Origin of the sequence: Paraburkholderia acidiphila (genome assembly GCF_009789655.1) — a bacterium.
Taxonomy (GTDB): Bacteria; Pseudomonadota; Gammaproteobacteria; order Burkholderiales; family Burkholderiaceae; genus Paraburkholderia; species Paraburkholderia acidiphila.
This window is the reverse complement of sequence record NZ_CP046909.1, coordinates 2,860,441-2,886,589: the sequence shown is the minus strand read 5'-3', so window position 1 is coordinate 2,886,589 and position 26,149 is coordinate 2,860,441. Positions and strand designations below refer to the sequence as shown.

Genomic DNA, 26,149 nt, shown 5'->3' with positions numbered 1-26,149 from the left:
CGATGCTGCAACCGAAACGCAGGAAGTATCGCAAAGAGCAGAAGGGTCGTAACACCGGCGTCGCAACGCGCGGCAACGCAGTTTCGTTCGGTGAATACGGTCTGAAGGCTATCGGTCGTGGTCGCCTGACCGCGCGTCAGATTGAAGCAGCGCGTCGTGCAATGACGCGTCACATCAAGCGTGGCGGCCGCATCTGGATCCGTATCTTCCCGGACAAGCCGATCTCGCAAAAGCCGGCGGAAGTGCGTATGGGTAACGGTAAGGGTAACCCTGAGTACTACGTCGCCGAGATTCAGCCGGGCAAGATGCTGTACGAAATGGATGGTGTGTCCGAAGAACTGGCCCGTGAAGCCTTCCGTCTGGCTGCAGCCAAGCTGCCGCTGAAGACGGTCTTCATGGTTCGCCAGCTCGGCGCCTAAGGAGTGATTGATGAAGGCATCTGAACTTCTTCAGAAAGACAAGGCCGCGCTCGACAAAGAGCTGTCGGACCTCTTGAAGGCGCAATTCGGCCTGCGCATGCAACTCGCGACCCAGCAGCTCACGAACACGAGCCAGCTGAAGAAGGTTCGTCGCGACATCGCACGTGTGCGGACCGTCCTGACTCAGAAGGCGAACCAGAAATGAACGAAAGCGTGAAAACCTCGCTTAAGCGGACGCTGGTCGGCAAAGTCGTCAGCAACAAGATGGACAAGACGGTCACCGTCCTGGTCGAGCGCCGCGTCAAGCACCCGATCTACGGCAAGTACGTCGTGCAGTCGAAGAAGTACCACGCTCACGACGAAGCGAACACGTACAACGAGGGTGACCTCGTTGAAATCCAGGAAACCCGTCCTCTCTCGAAGACGAAGGCCTGGACCGTGTCGAAGCTGATCGAAGCAGCACGCGTCATCTAAAACGTGACGTAACACCCCGGGGAGCCATTTCCCGGGGTGTAGAAGTAGTTGAAATCGCTAAAGATTTCGCTTGCGAGGCCAAGATTGTCTGGTTATAATCTTGGTCTTCCCTCCTTTTGGGCTTGCTGTTGGCAAAGCAGCGGGCGAATGTGGGTGGGGGAGCAAATCTGGACGCCAGTCCGGGTTAGCAAGATTCACCGGAATGCGATGGCCGGTTTCGTTTGCCGTCGCTGCTGTTCTTACCCAAGCAGCTGAGCGGTCGTTCTAGTGGCGGCGCGGCTGACGGGACCAAGACTGACCGGATGTGCCATGGTGGCGCGACCGGATTAAGTTGGGAAAGATAAACCATGATCCAGACCGAAACTCGGCTTGAAGTAGCCGACAACACGGGTGCACGTGAAGTCCTGTGCATCAAGGTGCTCGGCGGCTCGAAGCGTCGTTATGCCAGCATTGGCGACATCATCAAGGTGAGCGTCAAGGAAGCAACGCCGCGCGGGCGCGTGAAAAAGGGCGAAATCTACAACGCTGTTGTGGTTCGCACTGCGAAGGGCGTGCGCCGTCAAGACGGCTCGCTGATCAAGTTCGATGGCAACGCCGCCGTGCTTTTGAATACCAAGCTTGAGCCGATCGGCACCCGTATTTTCGGGCCGGTTACGCGTGAGCTGCGTAGCGAACGATTCATGAAGATCGTTTCGCTGGCGCCGGAAGTGCTGTAAGGAGTCGCGATGAACAAGATTCGCAAGGGTGACGAAGTCATCGTCGTCACTGGCAAAGACAAGGGCAAGCGCGGCGTCGTGCTGGCCATCGGCGAAGAGCGCGTCACTGTCGAAGGCATCAACATCGCGAAAAAGCATGTGAAGCCGAACCCCATGAAGGGTACGACGGGTGGCGTGGAAGCCAAGGCAATGCCGCTGGCTATCTCGAACGTCGCACTGGTCGACGCGAACGGTAAGCCGTCGCGCGTGGGCATCAAGGTCGAAGGGGACAAGAAGGTTCGTTTCCTGAAGACGACCGGTGCTGTTCTGAGCGCCTGACGCTGCGGAGTAAAAAATGGCACGTTTGCAAGAATTTTATAAAGAGAAGGTCGTTCCTGGCCTGATCGAGAAGTTCGGTTACAAGTCGGTCATGGAAGTGCCGCGCCTCACCAAGATCACCCTGAACATGGGTGTCGGTGAAGCCGTCGCTGACAAGAAGGTCCTCGAGCACGCCGTTGGCGACCTCACGAAGATCGCCGGCCAGAAGCCCGTCATCACCAAGTCGCGTAAGGCAATCGCTGGTTTCAAGATCCGCGAAGGCTACCCGATCGGCACGATGGTCACGCTGCGCGGCAACGCGATGTACGAATTCCTGGACCGTTTCGTCACGGTTGCGCTGCCCCGCGTGCGCGACTTCCGTGGTGTGTCGGGCAAGGCGTTCGATGGCCGTGGTAACTACAACATCGGTGTGAAAGAGCAGATCATTTTCCCCGAAATCGACTACGACAAGATCGACGCGCTGCGTGGGCTGAACATCAGCATCACGACGACCGCGAAGACCGACGAAGAAGCAAAGGCACTGCTCGCCGGCTTCAAGTTCCCGTTCAGAAACTGAGGTTACCGTGGCTAAACTGGCACTGATCGAACGTGAAAAGAAGCGCGCTCGTCTGGCAGCGAAATTTGCGCCGAAGCGCGCAGAGCTGAAGGCGATCATCGACGACCAAAGCAAGTCGGAAGAAGAGCGCTACGCAGCTCGCCTCGAACTGCAACAACTGCCCCGCAACTCGAACCCGACCCGCAAGCGTAACCGCTGCGCGATCACGGGCCGTCCGCGTGGCACGTTCCGCAAATTCGGTCTCGCACGTAACAAGATTCGTGAAATCGCGTTCCGTGGTGAGATCCCTGGCATCACCAAGGCGAGCTGGTAATAGGAGAAACATAAATGAGCATGAGTGATCCTATCGCCGATATGCTGACTCGCATCCGCAATGCGCAGATGGTCGAGAAGGTTTCGGTTGCTATGCCCTCGTCGAAAGTGAAGATTGCGATTGCGCAGGTTCTGAAGGACGAAGGTTATATCGACGACTTCGCGGTGAAAACCGAAGGTGCGAAGTCGGAATTGAACATCGCGTTGAAGTACTACGCTGGCCGTCCCGTTATCGAGCGCATCGAACGCGTCTCGAAGCCGGGTCTGCGCGTGTACCGCGGCCGCAACGACATCCCGCAGGTCATGAATGGCCTGGGCGTTGCGATCGTGTCGACGCCGAAGGGTGTGATGACGGACCGCAAGGCGCGCGCTACTGGCGTCGGCGGCGAAGTTATCTGCTACGTCGCTTAAGGCCTAAGGAGAAGAAACATGTCTCGAGTAGGTAAGAGCCCGATCGCGCTGCAAGGCGCAGAAGCGACGCTCAGCGACGAGAAGATTACCGTCAAGGGCCCGCTGGGTACGATTTCGCAAGCTTCTAACCGCCTCGTGAAGGTGGTGAACGACAACGGTACGCTCAAGTTCGAGCCGACCGATGAAAGCCGCGAAGCCAATGCGATGTCGGGCACGATGCGCGCGATCGTCGCGAACATGGTGCAAGGCGTGACGAAGGGTTTCGAGCGCAAGCTGACGCTGGTTGGCGTCGGTTACCGTGCTCAAGCGCAAGGCGACAAGCTGAACCTGTCGCTCGGTTTCTCGCACCCCGTGGTGCACCAGATGCCGGAAGGCGTCAAGGCTGAAACCCCGTCGCAAACGGAAATCGTGATCAAGGGGATCGACAAGCAGAAAGTCGGCCAAACCGCTGCAGAAGTGCGCGGTTATCGCCCGCCTGAGCCCTACAAGGGCAAGGGTGTGCGTTATGCCGACGAGGTTGTGATCCTCAAAGAAACGAAGAAGAAGTAAGGGTGCGCAATCATGGATAAGACTCAATCTCGCCTGCGCCGCGCTCGTCAGACGCGTCTCAAGATCGCTGAGCTGCAGGTCGCGCGTCTGGCCGTGCATCGCACGAACACGCACATCTATGCGCAAGTGTTCTCGCCCTGCGGCACCAAGGTGCTGGCCAGCGCGTCGACGCTTGAAGCTGAAGTGCGTGCGCAACTGGCTGACCAGTCGGGCAAGGGTGGCAACGTCGCCGCTGCCTCGCTGATCGGCAAGCGTATTGCAGAAAAGGCTAAGGCCGCCGGCATCGAATCCGTCGCCTTTGACCGCTCGGGTTTCCGCTATCACGGCCGCGTCAAGGCGCTGGCTGATGCTGCGCGCGAAGCCGGGCTCAAGTTCTAAGGAAGGAATTCGTCATGGCAAAGATGCAAGCGAAAGTTCAGGCTGACGAACGCGACGACGGCCTTCGCGAAAAAATGATTTCGGTCAATCGCGTGACCAAGGTTGTGAAGGGCGGCCGTATTCTCGGCTTCGCCGCACTGACCGTGGTTGGCGACGGTGATGGCCGCGTCGGTATGGGCAAGGGCAAGTCGAAGGAAGTGCCCGTTGCTGTCCAGAAGGCGATGGAACAAGCTCGCCGCAACATGTTCAAGGTGCCCCTGAAGAACGGCACCCTGCAACACGAAGTGCACGGCAAGCACGGCGCATCGGTCGTCCTCCTCGCTCCGGCGAAGGCAGGTACGGGCGTGATCGCCGGCGGCCCGATGCGCGCAGTGTTCGACGTGATGGGCGTGCAGAACGTCGTGGCCAAGAGCCACGGTTCGACGAACCCGTACAACCTCGTTCGTGCCACGCTGGACGGTCTGCGCAAGCAGTCGACCCCGGCTGACATCGCAGCGAAGCGCGGCAAGTCCGTCGAAGACATTCTGGGCTAAGGGTGGGCACCATGTCTGAAAAAACTGTCAAGGTTCAGCTCGTCAAGAGCCTGATTGGGACCCGCGAAACGCACCGTGCCACCGTGCGCGGTCTCGGCCTGCGCCGCCTGAACTCGGTTTCCGAGCTGCAGGACACGCCGGCTGTGCGCGGCATGATCAACAAGGTCTCGTACCTCGTCAAGGTCATCGGTTAACGCGCACGCGGACCAAAAGACTCCAGGAGTTTGAAATGGAATTGAATAACCTGAAGCCGGCAGAAGGCGCGAAGCACGCTAAGCGTCGCGTTGGTCGCGGCATCGGCTCGGGCCTCGGCAAGACCGCTGGCCGTGGTCACAAGGGTCAGAAATCGCGTTCGGGCGGCTTTCACAAGGTTGGCTTCGAAGGCGGTCAAATGCCGCTGCAACGTCGTCTGCCGAAGCGCGGCTTCACCTCGCTGACGAAGGAATTCGTCGGTGAAGTGCGCCTCGCCGACATCGAGAAGCTGCCGGTCGACGAAATCGATCTGTTGGCTCTCAAGCAGGCAGGCCTCGTTGGCGAACTGACCCGCAGCGCGAAGATCATCGCTACCGGCGAGATCAAGCGCAAGGTCGTCGTTAAGGGTCTGGGTGCGACGAAGAATGCGCGTGCTGCGATTGAAGCAGCAGGCGGTTCTTTTGCCGAGTGATTGTGAGTGGTGCGCGCGGGCTTGCCCGCCGTCACTAGCATCTGCATCGGAGAAGCTACTTGGCTAACAGCCCGAGTCTCGCAAAAACCGGTCGCAGCGCTCCGAAGTTCGGCGACCTGCGTCGGCGGGCAGTGTTTCTGCTGCTGGCGTTGGTCGTTTATCGTATCGGCGCGCATATTCCGGTTCCGGGTATCGATCCGGACCAGCTGGCCAAGCTCTTTCAGAGCCAGTCGGGCGGCATCCTTGGCATGTTCAACATGTTTTCGGGTGGCGCACTGTCGCGGTTCACGATCTTCGCGCTGGGTGTGATGCCGTATATCTCGGCGTCGATCATCCTGCAGCTGATGGCGATTGTTTCGCCGCAGCTGGAAGCGCTGAAGAAAGAAGGGCAGGCTGGGCAACGCAAGATCACGCAGTACACGCGGATCTTCACGGTGGTGCTGGCGACGTTTCAGGCGTTCGGCATCGCGGTCGCGCTGGAAAATCAGCCCGGCCTCGTGATCGATCCGGGCATGGTGTTCCGCTTGACGACGGTCGTGACGCTCGTAACGGGCACGATGTTCCTGATGTGGCTTGGTGAGCAGATCACGGAACGCGGGCTTGGCAACGGTATCTCGATCATCATCTTCGGCGGGATCGCGGCAGGCTTCCCGAATGCGCTCGGTGGGCTTTTCGAACTGGTTCGCACCGGCTCGATGAGCATCATCTCGGCGATCATCGTGGTCGTTCTGATCGCAGCCGTGACGTACCTGGTGGTGTTCATCGAACGCGGCCAGCGCAAGATCCTCGTGAACTATGCGAAGCGTCAGGTCGGTAACAAGATTTACGGCGGGCAGTCGTCCCACCTGCCGCTCAAGTTGAACATGTCGGGTGTGATTCCGCCGATCTTCGCGTCGTCGATCATCCTGTTCCCGGCAACTATCCTGAACTGGTTCAGTTCGGGGTCGCGAACCGGCTGGTTTGCGGACACGCTGCACAATGTGGCCGAAGCCCTCAAGCCTGGCCAGCCCGTGTACGTGTTGCTGTACGCGTTGGCGATCGTCTTCTTCTGCTTCTTCTACACCGCACTGGTGTTCAACAGCAGGGAAACGGCCGACAACCTGAAAAAGAGTGGCGCGTTCGTACCTGGCATCCGCCCGGGCGATCAGACGGCACGCTATATCGACCGCATCCTCACGCGTCTGACGCTGGCCGGTGCGATCTATATCGTGTTCGTTTGCCTGCTGCCGGAGTTTCTGGTGCTGCGCTGGAATGTGCCGTTTTATTTTGGTGGAACGTCGCTGCTGATCATTGTCGTCGTCACAATGGACTTCATGGCGCAGGTGCAGTCGTACGTGATGTCGCAACAATATGAATCGCTGCTCAAGAAGGCTAACTTCAAGGGCGGCGGCGTCCCGATGCGTTAAAAGGACCTATGGCCAAAGACGATGTAATCCAGATGCAAGGCGAGGTGATCGAAAACCTCCCCAACGCAACCTTCCGGGTGAAGCTGGAAAACGGCCATGTCGTTCTGGGACATATTTCCGGAAAGATGCGGATGCACTACATCCGCATTCTCCCGGGCGACAAGGTGACGGTTGAGTTGACGCCTTACGATCTGTCGCGTGCGCGGATCGTGTTCCGGGCGAAGTGATTTAGGAAAAAGGGTAATATCATGAAAGTGATGGCATCGGTAAAGCGCATTTGCCGCAACTGCAAAATCATCAAGCGCAACGGCGTCGTTCGCGTGATCTGCAGCTCGGACCCGCGCCACAAGCAGCGCCAAGGCTGATTAGCGCGCTTGCGCTTTTTGTTTGAGGAAAAACAATGGCTCGTATTGCAGGGGTTAACATCCCGAACCACCAGCACACTGAAATCGGCCTGACGGCAATTTTCGGTGTTGGCCGCACGCGTTCGCGCAACATCTGCGTGGCCGCCGGTGTGCCGTTCAACAAGAAGGTCAAGGACCTGAACGACGCGGATCTGGAAAAGCTGCGTGAGGAAGTGGGCAAGTTTGTCGTCGAAGGCGATCTCCGCCGTGAAGTGACGATGAACATCAAGCGCCTGATGGACCTCGGCTGCTACCGCGGCGTGCGCCATCGCAAGGGGCTGCCCCTGCGTGGCCAGCGTACGCGTACCAACGCACGTACGCGTAAGGGTCCGCGCCGCGCAGCACAGTCGCTGAAGAAGTAAGCGGAACTGAAAGTTACAGGAAAACGTAATGGCTAAGGCTTCGAACAACTCCGCGGCGCAACGCGTTCGCAAGAAGGTTAAGAAGAACGTCGCCGAGGGCGTGGTTCACGTTCACGCGTCGTTCAACAACACCATCATCACGATCACCGATCGTCAAGGCAATGCACTCGCCTGGGCAACGTCGGGCGGTCAGGGCTTCAAGGGCTCGCGTAAGTCGACCCCCTTCGCAGCTCAGGTCGCAGCCGAATCGGCTGGCCGTGTTGCAATGGAATACGGCGTCAAGAACCTCGAAGTGCGGATCAAGGGCCCCGGTCCTGGCCGCGAATCGGCGGTGCGCGCGCTGCATGGTCTTGGCATCAAGATCACCGCGATCTCCGACGTGACGCCGGTCCCGCACAACGGCTGCCGTCCGCCGAAGCGCCGCCGTATCTAAGGCGTCGTTTGAGCCGAACGCCTGAGCCGCCGGAAACGGCGACCCAGGCTCTCGGCGTTATTGAATTGACTAAGCCCACCGTTCGGTCCAAAGGGCCGGACTAGCGCGATACCCGCGGGTTTTCCCACTCAGGTTTCGCGTGATCAATTATCGAAGGAAAGCAACGTGGCACGTTATATCGGCCCGAAGGCCAAGCTGTCCCGCCGTGAAGGCACCGACCTCTTCCTGAAGAGCGCACGCCGCTCGCTCGCTGACAAGTGCAAGCTTGACAGCAAGCCGGGCCAGCACGGCCGCACTTCGGGCGCCCGTACGTCCGACTACGGCACGCAGCTCCGCGAAAAGCAGAAAGTGAAGCGTATCTACGGCGTGCTCGAGCGCCAGTTCCGCCGCTACTTCGCGGAAGCTGACCGTATCAAGGGCAACACCGGCGAAAACCTGCTGCAACTGCTCGAGTCGCGTCTCGACAACGTCGTGTACCGCATGGGCTTCGCATCGACCCGCGCCGAAGCGCGCCAGCTCGTGAGCCACAAGGCTCTCACGCTGAACGGCGTCGTTGCGAACATCCCGTCGATGCAAGTGAAGGCTGGCGATGTCGTCGCGATTCGCGAAAAGGCGAAGAAGCAGGCGCGTATCGTCGAAGCCCTCTCGCTCGCTGAGCAAGGTGGCATGGCCGGTTGGGTGTCGGTCGACGCGAAGAAGTTCGAAGGCACGTTCAAGGGCATGCCTGAGCGCAGCGACATCGCTGGCGACATCAACGAAAGCCTGATCGTCGAATTGTATTCGCGGTAATCGGATTGACGGCCGGGGTAACCTCTGTGCTTCGCGCAGGAGGCGGCCTCGGCCGTTTTTTTCAGGTTGTTGCCATCTCAGCCTTATCGGTGTAACGAGCCGAGGGTATTGAAAAGGAAAACCTATGCAAACCAGTTTGTTGAAACCCAAGATCATCGCTGTGGAATCGCTCGGCGACAACCACGCGAAAGTGGTCATGGAGCCGTTCGAACGCGGTTATGGCCACACCTTGGGTAACGCGCTCCGGCGCGTGCTGCTGTCGTCGATGGTGGGCTACGCGCCGACCGAAGTGACGATCGCAGGCGTCGTGCACGAATACTCGACGCTCGATGGTGTGCAAGAGGATGTGGTCAACCTGCTGCTGAACCTGAAGGGTGTCGTTTTCAAGCTGCATAACCGTGACGAAGTGACGGTTACGCTGCGCAAGGAAGGCGAAGGCGTTGTCACCGCTGGCGACATCGAACTCTCGCACGACTGCGAAGTGATCAACCCGGAACACGTGGTTGCGCACCTGACGAAGGGCGGCAAGCTCGACGTGCAGATCAAGATCGAGAAGGGCCGTGGCTACGTGCCGGGCAACGTGCGCCGTTACGGTGACGAGTCGGCCAAGATCATCGGCCGCATCGTGCTGGACGCGTCGTTCTCGCCGGTTCGCCGCGTGAGCTACGCCGTGGAAAGCGCGCGTGTCGAACAGCGTACCGACCTCGACAAGCTCGTGATGAACATCGAAACCAACGGCGTGATCTCGCCTGAGGAAGCGATCCGCCAGTCGGCGCGCATCCTCGTGGATCAGCTGTCGGTGTTCGCTGCACTGGAAGGCACGGAAACGGCAGCGGAAGCGCCGTCGCGCGCACCGCAGATCGACCCGATCCTGCTGCGTCCGGTGGACGATCTCGAACTCACGGTTCGCTCGGCGAACTGCCTGAAGGCCGAGAACATCTACTACATCGGCGATCTGATCCAGCGCACCGAGAACGAGCTGCTCAAGACCCCGAACCTGGGTCGCAAGTCGCTCAACGAGATCAAGGAAGTGCTCGCTTCGCGCGGTCTCACGCTCGGCATGAAGCTCGAAAACTGGCCGCCGGCTGGTCTCGACAAGTAAGAAGTCTGGCGCGGACGCGGATTTTCCTTTAAAATCCGCGTCTTGCCTTTTTCACGTACCGGCCCGTGCCTCATAAAGAGGCGATAGAAGAGCTGGACTAAAACTTTGTTTCAAGGAAATTGAAATGCGTCACCGTCATGGTCTGCGGAAACTGAACCGCACGAGCAGCCACCGTCTGGCAATGCTCCGTAACATGTCCAACTCGCTCATCGAGCACGAAGTCATCAAGACGACGCTGCCGAAGGCGAAGGAACTCCGTAAGGTTGTCGAGCCCCTCATCACGCTGGGCAAGAAGCCGTCGCTCGCAAACCGTCGTCTGGCGTTCAACCGCCTGCGCGATCGTGACTCGGTCACGAAGCTGTTCGACGTGCTCGGTCCGCGTTTCGCGAACCGTCCGGGCGGCTACCTGCGTATCCTGAAGTTCGGTTTCCGTGTTGGCGACAACGCACCGATGGCACTGGTCGAACTGCTCGACCGTCCGGAAGTCACGGAAGAGAACATTCAGGAAGCGGAATAAGCTTTCCGTCGCTTGACGCAGTTGTTGACTGCAGATCGAGCGGCGCGCAAAAAAGCCAGGCCTAGCCTGGCTTTTTTGTTTTGTGGCGTGGATTAAAGTGAGCCTGACCGTGTTTGCTGGTCGCAGCCCTTTTTTGCCACACGGCACCCGAGTGAAGGCAATCGGAGCCGATGGTACGATAACGTTCTGCCTCAAAGCCCGCTCGTGCCGCCGTACGCGGGCGTTACGCCGGAGTTCGTCGTGACCCTCAATGTGACCCTGATGCTGACCACGGTGCCCGACGAGGGCACTGCCGAAAAGCTCGCCTCCGGCGCGCTCGCGCAGCGCCTCGCGGCATGCGTGACGCGCCTTGGCGCGGTGCACTCGCAGTATCACTGGCAGGGCAGCATCGAGTCGGGCAACGAAATTCAGCTGCTCTTCAAGACGAGCCTCGCCCGCGCGGCCGAGCTCGAACAGTTCATCCAGACCCAGCACCCCTACGAAACGCCCGAGATTCTCTCGTGGCAAGCCACGGCGTCGAACGCCTACGGTCAGTGGGTCAATGCCGAGACTCAGCGTACCCTACATGTCTAACCGCTTCGATCGGCGCTCCCGCGTCGCGCCGTACGCTTCGCTGTCCGGCTTCCTCCTGCTCGTCTGCTGCGTGCTGCCTCTGCTGTTCGGCACTTCCCTGGCGCGCGCCGCAGACGACGACTTCCTGCCGCCCGACCAGGCCTTCACCTTCAGCGCGAGCGAAGCACCGGGCATGGTCGACGTGCATTTCAAGATCGCGGACGGCTACTACATGTACCGCGAGCGCTTCGCTTTTGCCGCGCGCAACGGTACGGTGCAGCTGGGCGAGGTGCAAATTCCGCCCGGCCACATCAAGTTCGATCCGACTTTCCAGAAGAATGTCGAAACCTATCGTGGCGAGCTGACGATCCGCGTGCCGGTGCAGAAGGCGAGCGGTTCGTTCGATCTCGCGGTGACGTCGCAAGGCTGCGCCGATGCCGGCATCTGCTATCCGCCTGCAGAGCACGTCTATCACGTCAGCGGTGCGGCTTTGCAGGCCGCTGCGGGCGGCCAGAGCGCCGTGCCGGGCGCGGCGAACGCGACGCCCGCGCCCCCGACGCAATCCAACGCAGCGCCCGCGGCTGGCGACACCGAGGAGCCCTGGTACGAGCGCGCTACGAGCGCCGACTACGCGCAGTCGTTGCTCCAGGGCGGCGGTTTTTTCGCCGTGATCGGCCTGTACTTAGTGGCGGGCATGGTGCTGAGCCTCTTGCCCTGCTCGTACCCGATGATCCCGATCCTCTCGGCGATCATCGTCGGCGAGGGCGCCCGCGTTACTCGCTCGCGCGGCTTCGCGCTCTCGTTCGTCTACGTGCTCGGCATGGCGCTCGTCTACACGCTGCTGGGCATCGCCGCCGCGCTGGTTGGCCAGAGCCTTGGCGCGTGGCTGCAGAATCCGTGGGTGCTCGGCGTGTTTGCGGTGCTCCTAAGCGCTTTCGCTGTCATGTTGATCGCGGGCTACGACATTGCGCTGCCGCAGCGCTGGCAGGAAGGCGCCTCGCGCGCCACGCAGGGCCGTTCGGGCGGCAAATTTGCCGCGGTCGCCGTGATGGGCGCGCTCTCCGCGCTCGTGGTGGGCGCCTGCATGACGGCGCCGCTTTTCGCCGTGCTCGCCTTCATCGCGCACACGGGCAACGCCATGCTGGGCGGCGCAGCGCTCTTTGCGATGGGCCTGGGCCTGGGTGTACCGCTGATGATCCTCGGCCTCGGTGCGGGCTCGCTGCTGCCTCGTGCGGGCGTATGGATGGATGGTGTGAAGGTATTCTTCGGCGTCGTGCTGCTGGCGGCCGCGTTGTGGATCGTCTGGCCCGTGCTTGGCGCCACCGCGCAGATGCTGCTCGCCGCCCTCTGGCTGCTGCTGGCGGCCGCCGCGCTTGGGCTTTTCACGCCGAACGCGGGCGCGGCCAACGTCTGGCGTCGGCTCGGGCGCGGTCTCGGTGCGGCGTTCGCGATCTGGGCGGCAACGCTGATCGTGGGCCTCGCGGCGGGTTCGACCGATCCGCTGCGTCCGCTTGCGGTGCTGGCCGCGCGCGTGGGCGGTGCGAGCGAAGTTGCGGCAACAGGCGGGGCGCAGTCCGCCGGCGGCAGCGCAGAAGGCGCGTTGGTATTTGCGCCCGTGCGCTCGCCGGCGCAACTCGACGCGGCGCTGAAGACGGCAGGCAAGCCGTCGATGCTCGACTTCTACGCCGACTGGTGCGTGAGCTGCAAGGAGATGGAGAAGTTCACGTTCAGCGACCCGCGCGTGCAGGCACGCCTCGCGGAGCTGGGTCTGTTGCGCGCCGACGTGACGGCCAACAATGCCGACGACAAGGCACTCCTCAAGCGCTTTGGACTTTTCGGACCGCCTGGCATCATCTTCTTCGATACGCAGGGCCGGGAAGTCCTGCGCGTGGTCGGCTACGAGAACGCCGACCGCTTCCTCGCGCGTCTCGATCGCTTGACGGCTCCGGCGCCGCAGACGCAGGGAGCGCCATCGGCCTGATCGGCGGCATCGCACATTCGCCAAAAACAAAAAGGCACGTCCGCAGACGTGCCTTTTTTCATGCGATGCGCGCGGCGCTTACTTCTGTGCGCGCAGCAAACGCGCGGCGTCGAGCGCGAAATACGTGAGGATGCCGTCGGCGCCCGCTCGCTTGAACGCGAGCAGCGATTCCATCATCACCTTGTCGTGATCGAGCCAGCCGTTCTGCGCCGCGGCCTTGAGCATCGCGTACTCGCCGCTCACCTGATACACGTAGGTGGGAAAGCGGAATTCGTCCTTCACGCGGCGCACGATGTCGAGGTACGGCATGCCGGGCTTGACCATCACCATGTCCGCGCCTTCCTCGATGTCGAGGCGCACTTCGCGCAGCGCTTCGTCGGAGTTGGACGGGTCCATCTGGTAGGTCATCTTGTTGCCCTTGCCCAGATTCGACGCCGAACCTACGGCGTCGCGGAACGGCCCATAGAACGCCGAAGCATACTTGGCCGAGTACGCCATGATGCGCGTGTGGATGTGATTCTCGCTCTCGAGCATCTCGCGGATCGCGCCGATACGGCCATCCATCATGTCCGAAGGCGCGACGATATCGACGCCCGCTTCGGCCTGCGCGCGCGCCTGCGTAACGAGGATCTCGATGGTTTCGTCGTTGATGACGTAGCCGTTCTCGTCGAGCACGCCGTCCTGCCCGTGGCTCGTGTACGGGTCGAGCGCGACGTCGCACAGCACACCGAGGTCGGGGAAGTGCTTCTTCAGCTCGCGCACGGCGCGCGGAATCACGCCGTCGGGATTCGTCGCCTCGATGCCATCGGGCGTCTTGAGCGCCGGATCGACAACGGGGAAGAGCGAAAGCACGGGGATGCCGAGTTCGACGCACTGCTCGGCGACGCCCATCAGCAGATCGATCGACACGCGTTCGACGCCGGGCATCGACGGCACGGCTTCGCGCACGTTGTTGCCCGCAATGACGAACACGGGGTAGATCAGATCGTTGGTGGTGAGGAGGTTTTCGCGCATCAGACGGCGCGAGAAATCGTCACGTCGCATGCGGCGCGGACGATGATGCGGATAGAAGCTCATGTCGGCGGATATCTTGAAACGGGATGGGTCCCGGAGCGCAGGAAACTTTTCGGGACAATGGTATATCATACCGATCGAGCGAGGCGCCTGGCGCCGAGCTCCCCGCTTCTCCTCCCTGAGCGGGTGCCTGTCGTTTTTCGATAAGGCTGTTTAACCCGCCGGAAATCACGGCGGGTTTTTTTATGTGCGCCGGAAATGGCGTAGCAACGGCCTGCGGCGAGGATCGAAAAAGCGCTTGTGCCTGGCGTCGGCGTGGCCTGTGTGCGGTAGCGCACATAGCGCGGCAAACGCCGCGCCTGTCGCGCGAAAAGATCTGATGAAAGCCTGTGAAAAGCCCGACGATGAGGGCCTTTAGATAGCTGATGGCCTGCCTGAGACGGCAGGCCGGAGACGTTATTCGGCTTGCGTGCCGGTCTCGCCGACTGATTCCTGCGGCACGATCCAGCTCTCGATCACAGCGTGCGCCTCGTCGAGCCCCACGCGCTTGAGCGCCGAAAAAAGCTGGGCGCTCAGCTTCCCTTCATAGCCTTGCTTGCTGTACTCGTCGAATGCCTTGTTCGTCGTACGCAGCGCGAGCACGCTTTCCTGACGCGTCAATTTGTCGCACTTCGTGAGGAGCGCGTGGATCGGCTTGCCGGTCGGTGCAAACCATTCGACCATGCGGCGGTCGAGGTCGGTGAGCGGGCGGCGGGCGTCCATCATCAGAATGAGGCCCGAGAGCTGGGCGCGCGTTTGCAGATAGAGCGAGAGCAACTGCTCCCAGTGCGCCTTCGCGGCTGCCGGCACTTCGGCATAGCCGTAGCCGGGCAGGTCGACGAGGTAGCCCGAGGGGTCGTCGGCGGGGCCGACCGAGAAGTAGTTGATATGCTGGGTGCGGCCCGGCGTCTTCGAGGCGAAGGCGAGCCGCTTCTGGTTGCACAGCAGGTTGATGGCGGTGGATTTGCCGGCGTTCGAACGGCCGGCGAACGCAACCTCGGGCCGCGCCGTAGCGGGCAGGTCGCGCATATGGTTCACCGTCGTGAAGAAGCGGGCTTGGTGCAGCAGGAAGGCCATCGGAATAGGACCACAATATGAAACAACGCGGCGGGTGGCCCGCCGGGCCCGGAAGCGCCCGGGATGAAATCTGGGATATCGGGGGCAGGCCCGACTGGCGCCGTGCTGCCTTGCGCGCTATTGTACAATGCGATGGTTTACTGAATACCAGTGAGGCCAGCGCGGGCCTTTCGAGGTAGATCGGTCGCTGTCGTCCATTGCAGAACCTGATTCCCACAAGACGAAACAAGGTGCGCGAATGAATCGACTGGGCAAGTGCTTGAAGGTGTTCGAGAGTGCGATAGCGTCGGGTCTTACAGCTGGTTTATTCATGATGGCGGGGCAGGCAAGCGCGGCGGATCAGGGAACGCCGGCCAAGCCCGACATCGCCCGGGGACAAGCCATTGCCGCGCAGGTGTGCGCGGCCTGTCACGCGGCCGACGGCAACAGCACCGGCGGCGCCTATCCCAAGCTTGCCGGCCAGCACGCCGACTATCTCGTCAAGCAACTCAAGGACTTCAAACCGCAGCCCGGCGGCAAGCCAGCGGCGCGCGCGAACCCCATCATGGCGGGCTTCGCTGCGGCGCTGTCAGACCAGGATATGATCAACGTGGCCGCCTGGTTCGCCTCCCAGACACCCAAACCCGGCTACGCGCGCGACGCGAAGACTGTGCCGTTCGGCCAGTCGATCTGGCGTGGCGGTATCGCGGACAAGGGCGTGCCGGCCTGTGCGGCCTGCCACGGGCCCACGGGCCAGGGTATTCCGATCCAGTATCCGCGCCTCTCGGGCCAGTGGTCGGAATATATCGTTGCACAGCTCAATGCCTTCCAGCAGGGTACGCGTAACAATAACGATCCGATGCGCACCATCGCGCACCGGCTCTCGGACGACGAGATCAAGGCCGTCGCCGATTACGCCGCCGGCCTGCATTGAGCGTAGTCGGTTTGCCGCGCGTTTGATCGAGCGGCCAGCCGAAGAACAAGAAAAGGGTGAGGGCGTCGTCTTGCTGACGGCGCGCCTGCACCCTTTTTTGCTGTAGCGCCTCATCAGCAAGGAGTCGGCAAGAAGCCGGCAAAAGCGAAAAGCGGAGTTTGAATGAGCGTCACCACGCAGGGTTTGCAGTTGAATGTTCGCCAGAAGGCGGTGAAGAGCGCCGTCGAACTGATCAGTTCGATGCGCTTCGCGATTGCGTTGCTCGTCGTGCTCGCGATTGCGAGCATCATCGGCACGGTGCTCACGCAGGACGACCCGTACCCGAACTACGTCAACCAGTTCGGCCCCTTCTGGGCCGACATCTTCCGCTCGCTGAGCCTCTACACGGTCTACAGCGCGTGGTGGTTCATGACGATCCTCGGCTTTCTCGTCGTGTCGGTCTCGCTGTGCGTGCTCCGCAACGCGCCGAAGATGCTCGCGGACATGAAGAGCTGGAAGGACAAGGTCCGCGAAGGCAGCTTGCGCGCGTTCCATCACAAGGGCGAGTTCGCCGTGGAAGGCGGCACGCGCGAGCAAACCGCCGCCACGCTCGGCAAGCTGGCGGAACGCATGGGCTACCGGTTCGTCACGCGCGAGTCCGACGGCGCCACGCTCATCGCGGCCAAGCGCGGTGCGCTCACGAAGATCGGCTACATCTTCGCGCACCTCGCCATCGTGATCATCTGCCTCGGTGGCCTGCTCGACAGCAATCTGCCGATCAAATTCCAGATGTGGCTCTTCGACAAGACGCCCATCCGCAGCAACGCGGTCATCAACGACATCCCGCCCGAGCACCGGCTCTCGCAGTCGAACCCGACCTTCCGTGGCTACGCCTGGGTGCCGGAGGGCCAGTTCGTTTCCACGGCCATCCTGAACCAGCCCGACGGCTCGCTGATCCAGGACCTGCCGTTCTCGATCCAGCTCAACAAGTTCATCGTCGACTACTACTCGACCGGCATGCCAAAGCTCTTTGCGAGCGACATCGTCGTGATCGACCACAAGACGGGTCAGCGCATTCCCGCGCGCATCGAGGTGAACGAGCCATTCGAGTACGACGGTGTGTCGATCTACCAGTCGAGCTTCCAGGACGGCGGCTCGCAGATGTCGATGACGGCGTGGCCCATGGCCGGCGCAAGCGCGAAGAGCTTCCCGTTCGGCGGCACGATCGGCAATTCGGCGCCGCTCGCGGTGCCCGCGGGGCAGACGGTGCCGGGCGTGGACGGGCAAACCATCGAATTCGCGGACTTCCGCGCGATCAACGTCGAAAACATCTCGAACGGCAGCGGCGCGAACGACGCGCGCGGCGTGGCGCACCAGTCGCTCAAGGAAGCGTTCGACGAGCGTCTCGGGTCCGGTGCGAAGAGCTCGAAGCCGCTCGATCTGCATAACGTCGGCCCTTCGGTGCAGTACAAGGTGCGCGACAAGGACGGCCAGGCGCGCGAGTACAACAACTACATGCTGCCGGTGGATGTGGGCGGCGGCGACCGCATGTTCCTCGCGGGCATGCGAGAGAATCCCGACGATGCGTTCCGCTACCTGCGCATTCCCGCCGACAGTGGCGGCACGCCGAAAGAGTGGATGATGCTGCGCGCTGCCTTCGAGGATCCCGCCTTGCGCGCGCAGGCAGCGAAGCGCTTTGCCGCGCGCTCGGTCCCCGCTTCGAACCGTGAACTGCAACAACATCTGGAAGACAGTGCCGAGCGTGTCTTGACCCTTTTCTCGGGCTCGGACGCACCGCAACCGGGCGTTGCCGCAGGCGCCTCGGGCGGCTTCCAGGCCGTGGCCGCATTCATCGACAAGTCGGTGCCGAAGGATCAGCAGGAAAAGGCGGCGAGCCTCCTGCTGCGCATGCTGGAAGGGGCGACGTGGGACCTCTGGCAACTCGCGCGCGAGCAGGCCGGCGAACCCGACCTGAAGCCCGACGCCGACGCCGCGCGCTTCGTGCAGGACTCGATCAACGCGATATCCGACAGCTTCCTGTATGGATCACCCGTCTATCTACAGCTCGATTCATTCAAGCAGGTGCAAGCTTCGGTATTTCAGTTGACGCGCGCGCCGGGCAAGAAAGTCGTGTATCTTGGCAGCCTGTTGCTCGTGCTCGGCATCTTCTCGATGTTCTATGTGCGTGAGCGGCGACTGTGGTTCTGGCTGAAGGACCGCAAGGGCCAGGATGATCAGGACCACGGCGTCGACGTCATCATGGCGATGTCGACCGCCCGCCGTACCCTCGACTTCGAGAAGGAGTTCACCCGTACCCGCGACGCGGTCGGCCGTGCGCTAGGCGCTGCGCCGCAAACCGGCGCAGCGAGCGAAGCGGGCGACACGAACGGCAGCGGCACGGACCGTGCGCCCTGATCCACGCACGTGATTGCAGCCACTCACGATCAACACCGGTAAGCCCATGGACTTGTCTCAGGTTTCCTCCACCGCGAAGGCCCGCCGCGCCGAACGTGCTCAGGTGGCCAATGCCGCTGCGGCACACGATCCTCTCGCCGACGCCCTGTTCGACGAACGCCCCCTCCTGCGTCGCCTGACGGTGGTGGACTGGCTGTTCGCGCTGGCGCTCGTGGCGGGCGCGGGCTTCGCGCTCTCGCGCTATCACGCGCACATGAACTACTACGACAAGCTGGTGCTCTGCGGCACGACGCCGGCGCTCGTCGTGCTGGGCTGGCGCTGGAAGCCGGCGCGGCTGCTCATGGCCGGTATCGCGGTGCTCGCGCTGTTCGCGATCCAGATCTACCAGGGCGACCTCGCGCGCGCCGACCAGGCCTTCTTCCTCAAGTACTTCCTCTCCAGCCAGTCGGCCATCCTGTGGATGAGCGCGCTCTTCGTGCTCGCCACGCTGTTCTACTGGATCGGCCTGCTTTCGCGCTCGCCCTCGGGCGGCTCGATCGGCTCGAAGCTCACGTGGGCGGCGGTGCTCATGGGCTTCGTCGGCCTGATGGTGCGCTGGTATGAGTCCTATCTGATCGGCGCGGACGTCGGCCACATTCCTATCTCGAACCTCTACGAAGTGTTCGTGCTGTTCAGCCTCATTACCGCGCTCTTCTATCTGTATTACGAAAAGCACTACAACACGCGTGCGCTCGGCGCATTCGTGCTGCTCGTGATCAGCGCGGCCGTCGGCTTCCTGATGTGGTACTCGATCTCGCGCGACGCGCAGCAGATCCAGCCGCTCGTGCCGGCCCTGCAAAGCTGGTGGATGAAGATCCACGTGCCGGCGAACTTCATCGGCTACGGCAGCTTCGCGCTGTCGGCCATGGTGGGCGTGGCATACATCATGAAGGAGCGCGGCGTGCTGGCGGACCGCCTGCCCGCGCTCGAGGTGCTCGACGACGTCATGTACAAGTCGATCGCCGTGGGTTTCGCGTTTTTCACCATCGCGACCATTCTCGGCGCGCTGTGGGCCGCGCAGGCCTGGGGCGGCTACTGGAGCTGGGACCCGAAGGAAACCTGGGCGCTGATCGTGTGGCTCAACTACGCGGCCTGGCTGCATATGCGTCTCATGAAGGGCCTGCGTGGCGGCGTGGCGGCCTGGTGGGCGCTCACGGGCCTGCTCGTCACGACCTTCGCGTTCCTGGGCGTGAACATGTTCCTCTCGGGCCTGCACAGCTACGGCAAGCTGTAACCGAATCGGCCCGCAAGACGAACTAACCGTCGGATGCCTCGCGCTCCGACGGTTTTTTTTCGTCCGACGGGAAGTTTTCTGCGAATTGCGCGTTTGCCCGCTTGAGGCCATCCAGTCGATCCACTTCGTGCGCGGCACGGCAGATCGGGTCGAGATACGATCAATGTACTGGCGGCGCACGCCATGCGAGAAGCAGGAGCAGCGATATGTGGACCAAGCAGAGCAGCAGGATCTTGCTCAACGGCGACGACATCCCCGCGAGCGAAATCACGCCGCAAAAGGTGTACGAACAGCGTCGGCGCATTCTGAAGGCGGCGGGCGCGCTTGCGCTCGGCGGCATGGCGGGGCCGTTCGGCGCCACGCAGGCGTTCGCGGAATACGCACCCGGCGACCCGAAGGCGCAGAAGCTCGCCGCGCAAACGAACACGAAGTTCGTCGCGCTCGACAAGGTCACGCCGTACAAGGACATCACGACCTATAACAACTTCTACGAGTTCGGCACGGACAAGGGCGATCCGGCGCAAAACGCGCACACGCTGCGGCCGCGGCCGTGGAAGCTGAGCGTCGAGGGCGAGGTGAAGAACCCGAAGGTCTACGACATCGACGAGATTCTCAAGCTCGCGCCGCTCGAAGAGCGCGTGTACCGCCACCGCTGTGTGGAGGGCTGGTCGATTGTCGTGCCGTGGATCGGCGTTTCGCTCTCCGAACTGATTCGCCGCGCACAGCCCACGGGCAACGCGCGCTACGTGCAGTTCATCACGCTCGCCGATCCCTCGCAGATGCCGGGCCTCGCCGAGCCGATCCTCGACTGGCCGTATTCCGAAGGCCTGCGCATGGACGAGGCGATGAATCCGCTCACGCTGCTCACGGTGGGGCTCTACGGCCAGGTGCTGCCGAACCAGAACGGCGCGCCGGTGCGTGTGATCGTGCCGTGGAAGTACGGCTTCAAGAGTGCGAAGTCGCTGGTGAAGATCCGCTTCGTCGCGAACCAGCCGCCCACGAGCTGGAACAAGTACGCACCGACCGAATACGGCTTTTATTCGAACGTGAACCCGAACGTCGATCACCCGCGCTGGAGCCAGGCCACGGAGCGGCGTATCGGCGAGGATGGCTTCTTCCAGCCCAAGCGCAAGACGCTTATGTACAACGGCTACGGCGACCTCGTGGCGTCGATGTATCAGGGCATGGATCTGCGCAAGAACTTCTGAGCAACGAGCGTGATGGAGCGAGAGATGGAATCGACGACGACACCACAGGCCGCCGCGCGCGGGGGCGCGGTTCAGGCGCGCCCTGCACGAAAGGCGGGAGCAGCCAGTGCGGCGGGCCCGCGCTGGCTGCCGTGGGCGAAGGTGGCAGTATTCGTCGCGGCGCTGTATCCGCTCGCGCGCCTCGTGCTGTTCGGCTTCACGGATGGGCTCGGTGCGAATCCGATCGAGTTCATCACGCGGTCCACCGGGCTCTGGACGCTGGTGTTCCTCTGCATCACGCTGGCTGTCACGCCGCTGCGTCGCCTGACTGGATGGAATACGCTGGTCCGCTTTCGACGCATGCTGGGCCTCTTCGCGTTTTTCTATGCGACGCTGCACTTCACGACCTACATCTGGTTCGACAAGTGGTTCGACGTCGCTGCGATGTTCAAGGACGTCGGCAAGCGGCCGTTCATCACGGTGGGTTTCGCGGCATTCGTGCTGCTGATTCCGCTTGCTGCCACCTCCACGCGCGCCATGGCGCGCCGGCTCGGACGCCGCTGGCAGACGCTGCATCGGCTCGTCTACGCGATCGGCGTGCTGGCGATCCTGCACTTCTGGTGGATGAAGGCGGGCAAACACGACCTCGTTTTGCCCAAGCTTTACGGCGCGATCATGCTCGTGCTGCTGGGCTGGCGCGTGGGTGCGTGGCTGCTTGCAAGGTGGCGTGCCTCGCGCTCGGGTGCGGGCGCCGCGTAGGCGAGGTTCACGCCTTTGCGACAACAAAAAAGCGACGCCGTGGCGTCGCTTTTTTCATGGCCGAGCGGACGAAAGACTCAGTCCGGCAACACGCGCTCACTCGCGAACAACTGCGCGACGTTTTCGCGCTCGCGCGCGAGATGCACGCGCGTGCCGTCGACCATCACTTCGGCCGCGCGCGCACGCGTGTTGTAGTTCGAGCTCATCACGAAGCCGTATGCGCCCGCCGAGCGGATCGCGAGCACGTCGCCCGGTTCGATCGCGAGCGAGCGTGCGCGGCCCAGCCAGTCGCCGCTTTCGCACACCGGGCCGACCACGTCGTAGGTCTGCGGGGCCGACTGGCGTTCAACGACCGGCTCCATCGCGTGATACGCGTCATACATGGCGGGGCGCGCGAGGTCGTTCATCGCGGCGTCGACGATCGCGAAGTTCTTTTCCGAGCCCGGCTTCAGGAACTCGACCGTGGTGAGCAGGATGCCCGCATTGCCCACGAGCGAGCGGCCCGGCTCGAAGTAAACCTCGCGGGTCTTGCCCGTTTTCACGCCATACGCCTCGATGCGGTCGAGCACCGTGCGCACGAATTCGCCGATGTCGGGCGGCGTTTCGTCGTCGTAGGTGATGCCGAGACCGCCGCCCACGTCGATGTGGCGGATGCTCACGCCGTCGGCTTCGATCTGGTCGACGAGTTCGAGCAGTTTGTCGATGGCGTCGAGATACGGCGCGATTTCGGTGATCTGCGAGCCGATGTGGCAGTCGATGCCAACCACGTCCAGGTGCGCCATGGCCGCGGCAGCGCGATAAGTTGCGCGCGCCTCTTCGAATGCCACGCCGAACTTGTTTGCCTTCAGGCCGGTGGAAATGTACGGATGCGTTTTCGGATCGACGTCCGGATTCACGCGCAGCGAAACCGGCGCCTTCTTGCCGAGCTTGGCCGCCACGTCGTTCAGGCGGTCGAGTTCGGGAATCGATTCGACGTTGAAGCACTTCACGCCCGCTTCGAGCGCTTCGCGCATTTCGCCGGCGGTCTTGCCGACGCCCGAGAACACCACGTCCTGCGCTTTGCCGCCTGCCGCGAGCACGCGTGCGAGTTCACCCGCCGAAACGATGTCGAAGCCCGCGCCTTCGCGCGCGAACACGTTGAGCACGGCGAGATTGCTGTTCGCTTTGACCGCGACGTGCACCTTGGCGCGGCGGCCGGCGCAGGCGTCGGCGTAGGCGTGCCACGCGGCGGTGAGCGCCGCGCGCGAGTAGACATAGAGCGGCGTGCCGTACTGCGCGGCGAGATCGGCGGCCGACACGCCTTCTACGAAGAGCGTGCCGTTAGCGCGGTGAAAAGCGGACTGGGTCATGCGAGCGATTTACTGGGTTGGCGTAGCGTCGGAAGCCGGTTGCGGGCTGCCGGTGGTCGCGGGTGCGGAGTTGAGTTCGGAGTCGGGGGACAACGAGAGCGGCGTGCCCGAGGTGTCCGGAATCGTGCCGACCGGCGCCGATGCCGACTCGGGCGCGCTGGCAGGCGTCGCCGCGCCGGTTTCGGGCTGGGCGGTTTCGAAATTGGGCTTGGGCGGAAGCGGCGGCACGGTGGGCATGTAGAGCGCGCCGCGTTGGCCGCAGCCTGCGAGCGCGACGGCGCTGATCGCAAAAGCCGCTAGAATCGCGCGGGGCGTCCATGCGCTGGGGGCCGCTGCGCGCGTCCGGGAAATGACACGCATAATTGTCCCTGAATGAATAACCGGTGGAGTTTAGCATGCCAGACAATGACTACCTGAGCCGCGCGGAGGCCGTGCTGGCGGCCGTGGAGCGGGCCGTAGACGAGGCCGAAGCGGACATCGAACTCGAACGTAGCGGCAACGTTCTGACGCTCGAATTCGAGAATCGTACGAAGATCATCGTGAATCTGCAGCCGCCGATGCGCGAAATCTGGATCGCGGCGAAGGCGGGCGGTTTCCACTATCGCTTCATCGACGGCGAATGGCGCGACACGCGCACGGGCACCGAATTCTTTTCGGCGCTCACGGCCTACGCGACGGAGCAGGCGGGCGAACCGGTGCGGTTCGAGCCGTAAGCGCGCGCGTGAGCACGTAAAAAAATGACGGGCGCCAGTTGCAAAGCTGGCGCCCGTTTTTCGTTGCCCCGGTTCCGGCGAGCGTCAGTGTCCGCGGAACAGATTCATGATGTCTTCCTTTTCCTTCGCGTTCACGTGCTCGGGCGTGGGCGCGGCATCCGCGGAGTCGCCGCCCGCGCCCGATGCGCCGCTCGCCGAAGCCTCGAGCGCCGCCTGACTGATACCCACCGTCGAGACGAAGCCGTGCCCCGGCGTGGCGTCGGCGTAGTAAAGCTCGTCGCCGAGCGTGATGACGCCGTCCGGCATCGCCATCTTGTACTCGGGCACGCCGTTGAGCGCCTTTTGCATATAGTCGATCCACACCGGCAGTGCGAGGCCGCCGCCCGTTTCCTTGTCGCCGAGGCTGCGCGGGTTGTCGTAGCCGATCCACGCGATCGCGGCCAGCGTGTGCTGGTAGCCCGCGAACCACGCGTCGCGCGAGTCGTTGGTCGTGCCGGTCTTGCCGCCCAGGTCGGTGCGCTTGAGGACGTTCGACTTCGCGCCCGTGCCGCGCTGCGCCACGCTCTGCAGGAGGCTGTTCATGATGTACGCATTGCGCGCGTCGATCGCGCGCGGCGCGTTCTGCTCCGCCACGAGCGGTTGAGCCTGCGCGACCACCATGCCGCGCTGGTCGGTGACCTCGGCGATCAGGTACGGATTCACGCGATACCCGCCGTTGGCGAACACCGAGTAGCCGGCGGCCATCTGCAACGGCGTGACGAGACCCGCGCCGAGCGCCATCGGCAGGTAGGCGGGGTGCCGGTCGGCGTCGAAGCCGAAATGCGTGATGTACTGCTGTGCGTACTTCGTGCCGATATGGTTGAGGATGCGGATCGACACGAGGTTCTTCGACTTCATGAGCGCCGTGCGCATGCTCATCGGGCCGTCGAAACCGCCGCCGTAGTTCTTCGGCTCCCATGCCTGACCGCCCGTTTCGGCGGCGCTGAAGAAGAGCGGCGCGTCGTTGATGACGGTCGCCGGTCCGAGCCCCTTATCGAGCGACGCCGAGTAGATGAACGGCTTGAAGCTTGAACCCGGCTGGCGCCACGCCTGGGTGACGTGGTTGAACTTGTTCTTGTTGAAGTCGAAGCCGCCCACGAGCGCGCGGATCGCGCCGTCCTGCGGCACGATCGAGATGAACGCGCCTTCGATTTGCGGCAACTGCGTGATCGACCATTCGTCTGCGTTGTTGCGCGCCACGCGGATGATCGCACCCGGCCGGATTTTCTGCGACGGCTGGGCGCGCGCGCTCAGCGCGAACTGCGCGAAGCGCAGTCCGTCGCCGGTGATGCTCGTGGTGTTGCCGTCCATGAATGTGGCCCGCACTTCCTTCGGGCTTGCCGCTGTCACGACGGCTGCGACGAGTTCGCCGTTGTCGGGGTGCTCGACGAGCGCGTCGTCGATGGCTTGTTCGCGCTCGTCGGTATCCGTGGGCAGGTCGATGAACGCCTCGGGCCCACGATAGCCGTGGCGCCGCTCGTAGTCCATCAGCCCGCGGCGCAGCGCGCGATAGGCGACGTCCTGGTCGGCGGAGTCGATGGTCGTGACGACGTTCAGCCCGCGCGTGTACGCCTCCTCGTGGTACTGCGCGTACATCATCTGGCGCACCATTTCCGCGACGTACTCGGCGTGGACGCTGAACTCCTTGCCCTGACCCTTGACCACGAGCGGCTGCTGCGCCGCGTCGTCGTATTGCTGCTGGGTGATGTAGTGCAGCTCGAGCATGCGCTGGAGGATGTACTCCTGCCGTACCTTCGCCCGCTTCGGATTGACAACGGGGTTATAGGCCGACGGCGCTTTGGGCAGGCCTGCGAGCATCGCGCATTCGGCGAGCGTGAGATCTTTCAGATCCTTTCCGAAGTACACGCGCGCGGCGCTCGCGAAGCCATACGCGCGCTGTCCCAGATAGATCTGATTCATGTACACCTCGAGAATCTGATCCTTCGAGAGCTTCGACTCGATCTTGTAGGCCAGCAGCATCTCGTAAATCTTGCGCGTGTAGGTCTTTTCGCTCGAAAGGAAGAAGTTGCGCGCCACCTGCATGGTGATCGTGCTGGCGCCCTGGGTGGCGTGGCCATTGGTGAGCGCGACGAAGCCCGCGCGCGCGATGCCGGCGAGATCGACGCCGCCGTGGTCGTAGAAGCGCGCGTCTTCGATGGCCAGAATGGCCTTCTTCAGGTTATCGGGCACGTCCTTGAAATGGACGACATCGCGCCGCTCCTCGCCGAATTCGCCGATCAGGACGTGGTCGCGCGTATAGATGCGCAGCGGCACCTTCGGACGATAGTCGGTGAGCGCCTCGAGCGACGGCAGGTTGGGCGTGGCGACGACGAGCGCATAGCCGAGCACCAGCGCCGCGCACACCACGCCCGCGAAGATGAGGCCGAAAAAGGCGATCAGCAGTGTGGCCCACCACGGGCGCTTGCGCCGCCGGGGCGGCTCGGGCGGCGTGGAAGGCGGTACGGACGAAGGAAGCTGATCTTGCATACGAACACCAGAAAAACGGTCCCGCGATT

At 62.7% G+C, this 26,149-nt stretch carries 34 protein-coding genes and 1 pseudogene; 30 read left to right on the top strand and 5 right to left on the bottom strand.

Annotated features, from left to right (window positions below; translation table 11 throughout):
* The first annotated feature begins 2 nt into the window (after positions 1 to 2).
* From rplP to dsbD, 23 genes are all read left to right on the top strand, one after another.
* The gene (gene rplP / locus FAZ97_RS13130; protein WP_027797288.1) at positions 3 to 419 is read left to right on the top strand and encodes a 50S ribosomal protein L16; all 417 of its coding nucleotides are present in this window, start codon (positions 3 to 5) and stop codon (positions 417 to 419) included.
* A gap of 10 nt (positions 420 to 429) precedes the next feature.
* Entirely contained in the window at positions 430 to 624 is a 195-nt protein-coding gene (gene rpmC / locus FAZ97_RS13125) for a 50S ribosomal protein L29 (protein ID WP_028206515.1), read from the top strand.
* A complete protein-coding gene (gene rpsQ, locus FAZ97_RS13120; protein ID WP_028206516.1) occupies positions 621 to 893 on the top strand; it encodes a 30S ribosomal protein S17 in 273 nt (90 codons plus the stop codon). The genes rpmC and rpsQ overlap by 4 nt, the downstream gene beginning before the upstream one ends.
* Before the next feature lie 347 nt (positions 894 to 1,240).
* A complete protein-coding gene (gene rplN, locus FAZ97_RS13115) occupies positions 1,241 to 1,609 on the top strand; it encodes a 50S ribosomal protein L14 (protein ID WP_028206517.1) in 369 nt (122 codons plus the stop codon).
* A 9-nt stretch (positions 1,610 to 1,618) separates the two neighbouring features.
* Positions 1,619 to 1,927, top strand: a complete 309-nt coding sequence (gene rplX / locus FAZ97_RS13110) for a 50S ribosomal protein L24 (RefSeq protein ID WP_069268212.1) — start codon at positions 1,619 to 1,621, stop codon at positions 1,925 to 1,927.
* 16 nt (positions 1,928 to 1,943) lie between these two features.
* Positions 1,944 to 2,483: a 50S ribosomal protein L5 gene (gene rplE, locus FAZ97_RS13105; protein ID WP_069268213.1), complete on the top strand. Its 540-nt coding sequence runs from the start codon at positions 1,944 to 1,946 to the stop codon at positions 2,481 to 2,483.
* A gap of 7 nt (positions 2,484 to 2,490) precedes the next feature.
* A complete protein-coding gene (gene rpsN / locus FAZ97_RS13100; RefSeq protein ID WP_027819346.1) occupies positions 2,491 to 2,796 on the top strand; it encodes a 30S ribosomal protein S14 in 306 nt (101 codons plus the stop codon).
* 14 nt (positions 2,797 to 2,810) lie between these two features.
* Complete coding sequence (gene rpsH / locus FAZ97_RS13095; RefSeq protein ID WP_027819345.1) at positions 2,811 to 3,206, top strand: 30S ribosomal protein S8; 396 nt, start codon at positions 2,811 to 2,813, stop codon at positions 3,204 to 3,206.
* Positions 3,207 to 3,224: 18 nt separating this feature from the next.
* The gene (gene rplF / locus FAZ97_RS13090) at positions 3,225 to 3,755 is read left to right on the top strand and encodes a 50S ribosomal protein L6 (RefSeq protein ID WP_158758790.1); all 531 of its coding nucleotides are present in this window, start codon (positions 3,225 to 3,227) and stop codon (positions 3,753 to 3,755) included.
* Positions 3,756 to 3,767: 12 nt separating this feature from the next.
* On the top strand, positions 3,768 to 4,133 hold the full coding sequence (gene rplR, locus FAZ97_RS13085; RefSeq protein ID WP_027819343.1) for a 50S ribosomal protein L18: 366 nt from the start codon (positions 3,768 to 3,770) through the stop codon (positions 4,131 to 4,133).
* Positions 4,134 to 4,147: 14 nt separating this feature from the next.
* On the top strand, positions 4,148 to 4,666 hold the full coding sequence (rpsE, locus tag FAZ97_RS13080; protein ID WP_028206522.1) for a 30S ribosomal protein S5: 519 nt from the start codon (positions 4,148 to 4,150) through the stop codon (positions 4,664 to 4,666).
* A gap of 11 nt (positions 4,667 to 4,677) precedes the next feature.
* Positions 4,678 to 4,860 (top strand): 50S ribosomal protein L30, encoded by a 183-nt coding sequence (rpmD, locus tag FAZ97_RS13075; RefSeq protein ID WP_010106952.1) that lies wholly within the window; start codon positions 4,678 to 4,680, stop codon positions 4,858 to 4,860.
* Between the two features lie 35 nt (positions 4,861 to 4,895).
* Entirely contained in the window at positions 4,896 to 5,330 is a 435-nt protein-coding gene (gene rplO / locus FAZ97_RS13070) for a 50S ribosomal protein L15 (protein WP_028206523.1), read from the top strand.
* Between the two features lie 59 nt (positions 5,331 to 5,389).
* Positions 5,390 to 6,736: a preprotein translocase subunit SecY gene (secY, locus tag FAZ97_RS13065; RefSeq protein ID WP_028206524.1), complete on the top strand. Its 1,347-nt coding sequence runs from the start codon at positions 5,390 to 5,392 to the stop codon at positions 6,734 to 6,736.
* An 8-nt stretch (positions 6,737 to 6,744) separates the two neighbouring features.
* Positions 6,745 to 6,963, top strand: a complete 219-nt coding sequence (infA, locus tag FAZ97_RS13060) for a translation initiation factor IF-1 (protein WP_004521905.1) — start codon at positions 6,745 to 6,747, stop codon at positions 6,961 to 6,963.
* Between the two features lie 21 nt (positions 6,964 to 6,984).
* Positions 6,985 to 7,101: a 50S ribosomal protein L36 gene (gene rpmJ / locus FAZ97_RS13055; protein ID WP_027819338.1), complete on the top strand. Its 117-nt coding sequence runs from the start codon at positions 6,985 to 6,987 to the stop codon at positions 7,099 to 7,101.
* Between the two features lie 35 nt (positions 7,102 to 7,136).
* Complete coding sequence (gene rpsM, locus FAZ97_RS13050; RefSeq protein ID WP_028213337.1) at positions 7,137 to 7,502, top strand: 30S ribosomal protein S13; 366 nt, start codon at positions 7,137 to 7,139, stop codon at positions 7,500 to 7,502.
* A 28-nt stretch (positions 7,503 to 7,530) separates the two neighbouring features.
* Positions 7,531 to 7,935, top strand: a complete 405-nt coding sequence (rpsK, locus tag FAZ97_RS13045; protein WP_006052224.1) for a 30S ribosomal protein S11 — start codon at positions 7,531 to 7,533, stop codon at positions 7,933 to 7,935.
* 165 nt (positions 7,936 to 8,100) lie between these two features.
* Complete coding sequence (gene rpsD / locus FAZ97_RS13040; protein ID WP_158758789.1) at positions 8,101 to 8,724, top strand: 30S ribosomal protein S4; 624 nt, start codon at positions 8,101 to 8,103, stop codon at positions 8,722 to 8,724.
* Positions 8,725 to 8,848: 124 nt separating this feature from the next.
* Positions 8,849 to 9,826, top strand: coding sequence for a DNA-directed RNA polymerase subunit alpha (locus FAZ97_RS13035; RefSeq protein WP_027819335.1), 978 nt, complete (start codon positions 8,849 to 8,851; stop codon positions 9,824 to 9,826).
* A gap of 124 nt (positions 9,827 to 9,950) precedes the next feature.
* Positions 9,951 to 10,343 (top strand): 50S ribosomal protein L17, encoded by a 393-nt coding sequence (gene rplQ, locus FAZ97_RS13030; protein WP_027819334.1) that lies wholly within the window; start codon positions 9,951 to 9,953, stop codon positions 10,341 to 10,343.
* Between the two features lie 261 nt (positions 10,344 to 10,604).
* Complete coding sequence (gene cutA, locus FAZ97_RS13025; protein WP_199272101.1) at positions 10,605 to 10,916, top strand: divalent-cation tolerance protein CutA; 312 nt, start codon at positions 10,605 to 10,607, stop codon at positions 10,914 to 10,916.
* Positions 10,909 to 12,876, top strand: coding sequence for a protein-disulfide reductase DsbD (gene dsbD / locus FAZ97_RS13020; protein ID WP_158758787.1), 1,968 nt, complete (start codon positions 10,909 to 10,911; stop codon positions 12,874 to 12,876). Before cutA ends, dsbD begins: the two co-directional genes overlap by 8 nt.
* A gap of 78 nt (positions 12,877 to 12,954) precedes the next feature.
* Here the strand turns inward: dsbD and hemB are convergent, their stop codons facing one another.
* Both hemB and yihA read right to left on the bottom strand, forming a co-directional pair.
* Complete coding sequence (gene hemB / locus FAZ97_RS13015) at positions 12,955 to 13,953, bottom strand: porphobilinogen synthase (RefSeq protein WP_158758786.1); 999 nt, start codon at positions 13,951 to 13,953, stop codon at positions 12,955 to 12,957.
* 393 nt (positions 13,954 to 14,346) lie between these two features.
* Complete coding sequence (gene yihA, locus FAZ97_RS13010; protein ID WP_158758785.1) at positions 14,347 to 15,006, bottom strand: ribosome biogenesis GTP-binding protein YihA/YsxC; 660 nt, start codon at positions 15,004 to 15,006, stop codon at positions 14,347 to 14,349.
* Between the two features lie 238 nt (positions 15,007 to 15,244).
* Between yihA and FAZ97_RS13005 the strand changes: the two genes are divergently transcribed.
* The 5 genes from FAZ97_RS13005 to msrQ all read left to right on the top strand — a co-directional run bounded on the left by FAZ97_RS13005 (position 15,245) and on the right by msrQ (position 21,532).
* Positions 15,245 to 15,919, top strand: coding sequence for a c-type cytochrome (locus FAZ97_RS13005; RefSeq protein ID WP_158758784.1), 675 nt, complete (start codon positions 15,245 to 15,247; stop codon positions 15,917 to 15,919).
* Positions 15,920 to 16,081: 162 nt separating this feature from the next.
* The gene (locus FAZ97_RS13000) at positions 16,082 to 18,313 is read left to right on the top strand and encodes a cytochrome c biogenesis protein ResB (protein WP_158758783.1); all 2,232 of its coding nucleotides are present in this window, start codon (positions 16,082 to 16,084) and stop codon (positions 18,311 to 18,313) included.
* 46 nt (positions 18,314 to 18,359) lie between these two features.
* Entirely contained in the window at positions 18,360 to 19,586 is a 1,227-nt protein-coding gene (gene ccsB, locus FAZ97_RS12995; protein ID WP_158758782.1) for a c-type cytochrome biogenesis protein CcsB, read from the top strand.
* Between the two features lie 206 nt (positions 19,587 to 19,792).
* A complete protein-coding gene (gene msrP, locus FAZ97_RS12990; RefSeq protein ID WP_158758781.1) occupies positions 19,793 to 20,794 on the top strand; it encodes a protein-methionine-sulfoxide reductase catalytic subunit MsrP in 1,002 nt (333 codons plus the stop codon).
* Between the two features lie 12 nt (positions 20,795 to 20,806).
* Positions 20,807 to 21,532: a protein-methionine-sulfoxide reductase heme-binding subunit MsrQ gene (gene msrQ / locus FAZ97_RS12985; RefSeq protein ID WP_158758780.1), complete on the top strand. Its 726-nt coding sequence runs from the start codon at positions 20,807 to 20,809 to the stop codon at positions 21,530 to 21,532.
* A gap of 77 nt (positions 21,533 to 21,609) precedes the next feature.
* Here the strand turns inward: msrQ and lysA are convergent, their stop codons facing one another.
* Positions 21,610 to 22,881 (bottom strand): diaminopimelate decarboxylase, encoded by a 1,272-nt coding sequence (lysA, locus tag FAZ97_RS12980; RefSeq protein WP_158758779.1) that lies wholly within the window; start codon positions 22,879 to 22,881, stop codon positions 21,610 to 21,612.
* On the opposite strand from lysA, the gene FAZ97_RS35695 reads away from it, so the two are divergent.
* On the top strand, positions 22,880 to 23,122 hold the full coding sequence (locus FAZ97_RS35695) for a hypothetical protein (RefSeq protein WP_325073236.1): 243 nt from the start codon (positions 22,880 to 22,882) through the stop codon (positions 23,120 to 23,122). The two genes, lysA and FAZ97_RS35695, sit on opposite strands and share 2 nt — an antisense overlap.
* 20 nt (positions 23,123 to 23,142) lie before the next feature.
* Here the strand turns inward: FAZ97_RS35695 and FAZ97_RS35690 are convergent.
* Positions 23,143 to 23,241, bottom strand: a pseudogene (locus tag FAZ97_RS35690) (hypothetical protein); the annotation flags it as partial.
* 35 nt (positions 23,242 to 23,276) lie between these two features.
* Between FAZ97_RS35690 and cyaY the strand changes: the two are divergent.
* Positions 23,277 to 23,594, top strand: coding sequence for an iron donor protein CyaY (cyaY, locus tag FAZ97_RS12970; protein ID WP_028206540.1), 318 nt, complete (start codon positions 23,277 to 23,279; stop codon positions 23,592 to 23,594).
* An 84-nt stretch (positions 23,595 to 23,678) separates the two neighbouring features.
* On the opposite strand, the gene FAZ97_RS12965 is transcribed toward cyaY, so the two are convergent.
* Entirely contained in the window at positions 23,679 to 26,120 is a 2,442-nt protein-coding gene (locus FAZ97_RS12965) for a penicillin-binding protein 1A (RefSeq protein ID WP_158758777.1), read from the bottom strand.
* Between the last annotated feature and the right edge of the window lie 29 nt (positions 26,121 to 26,149).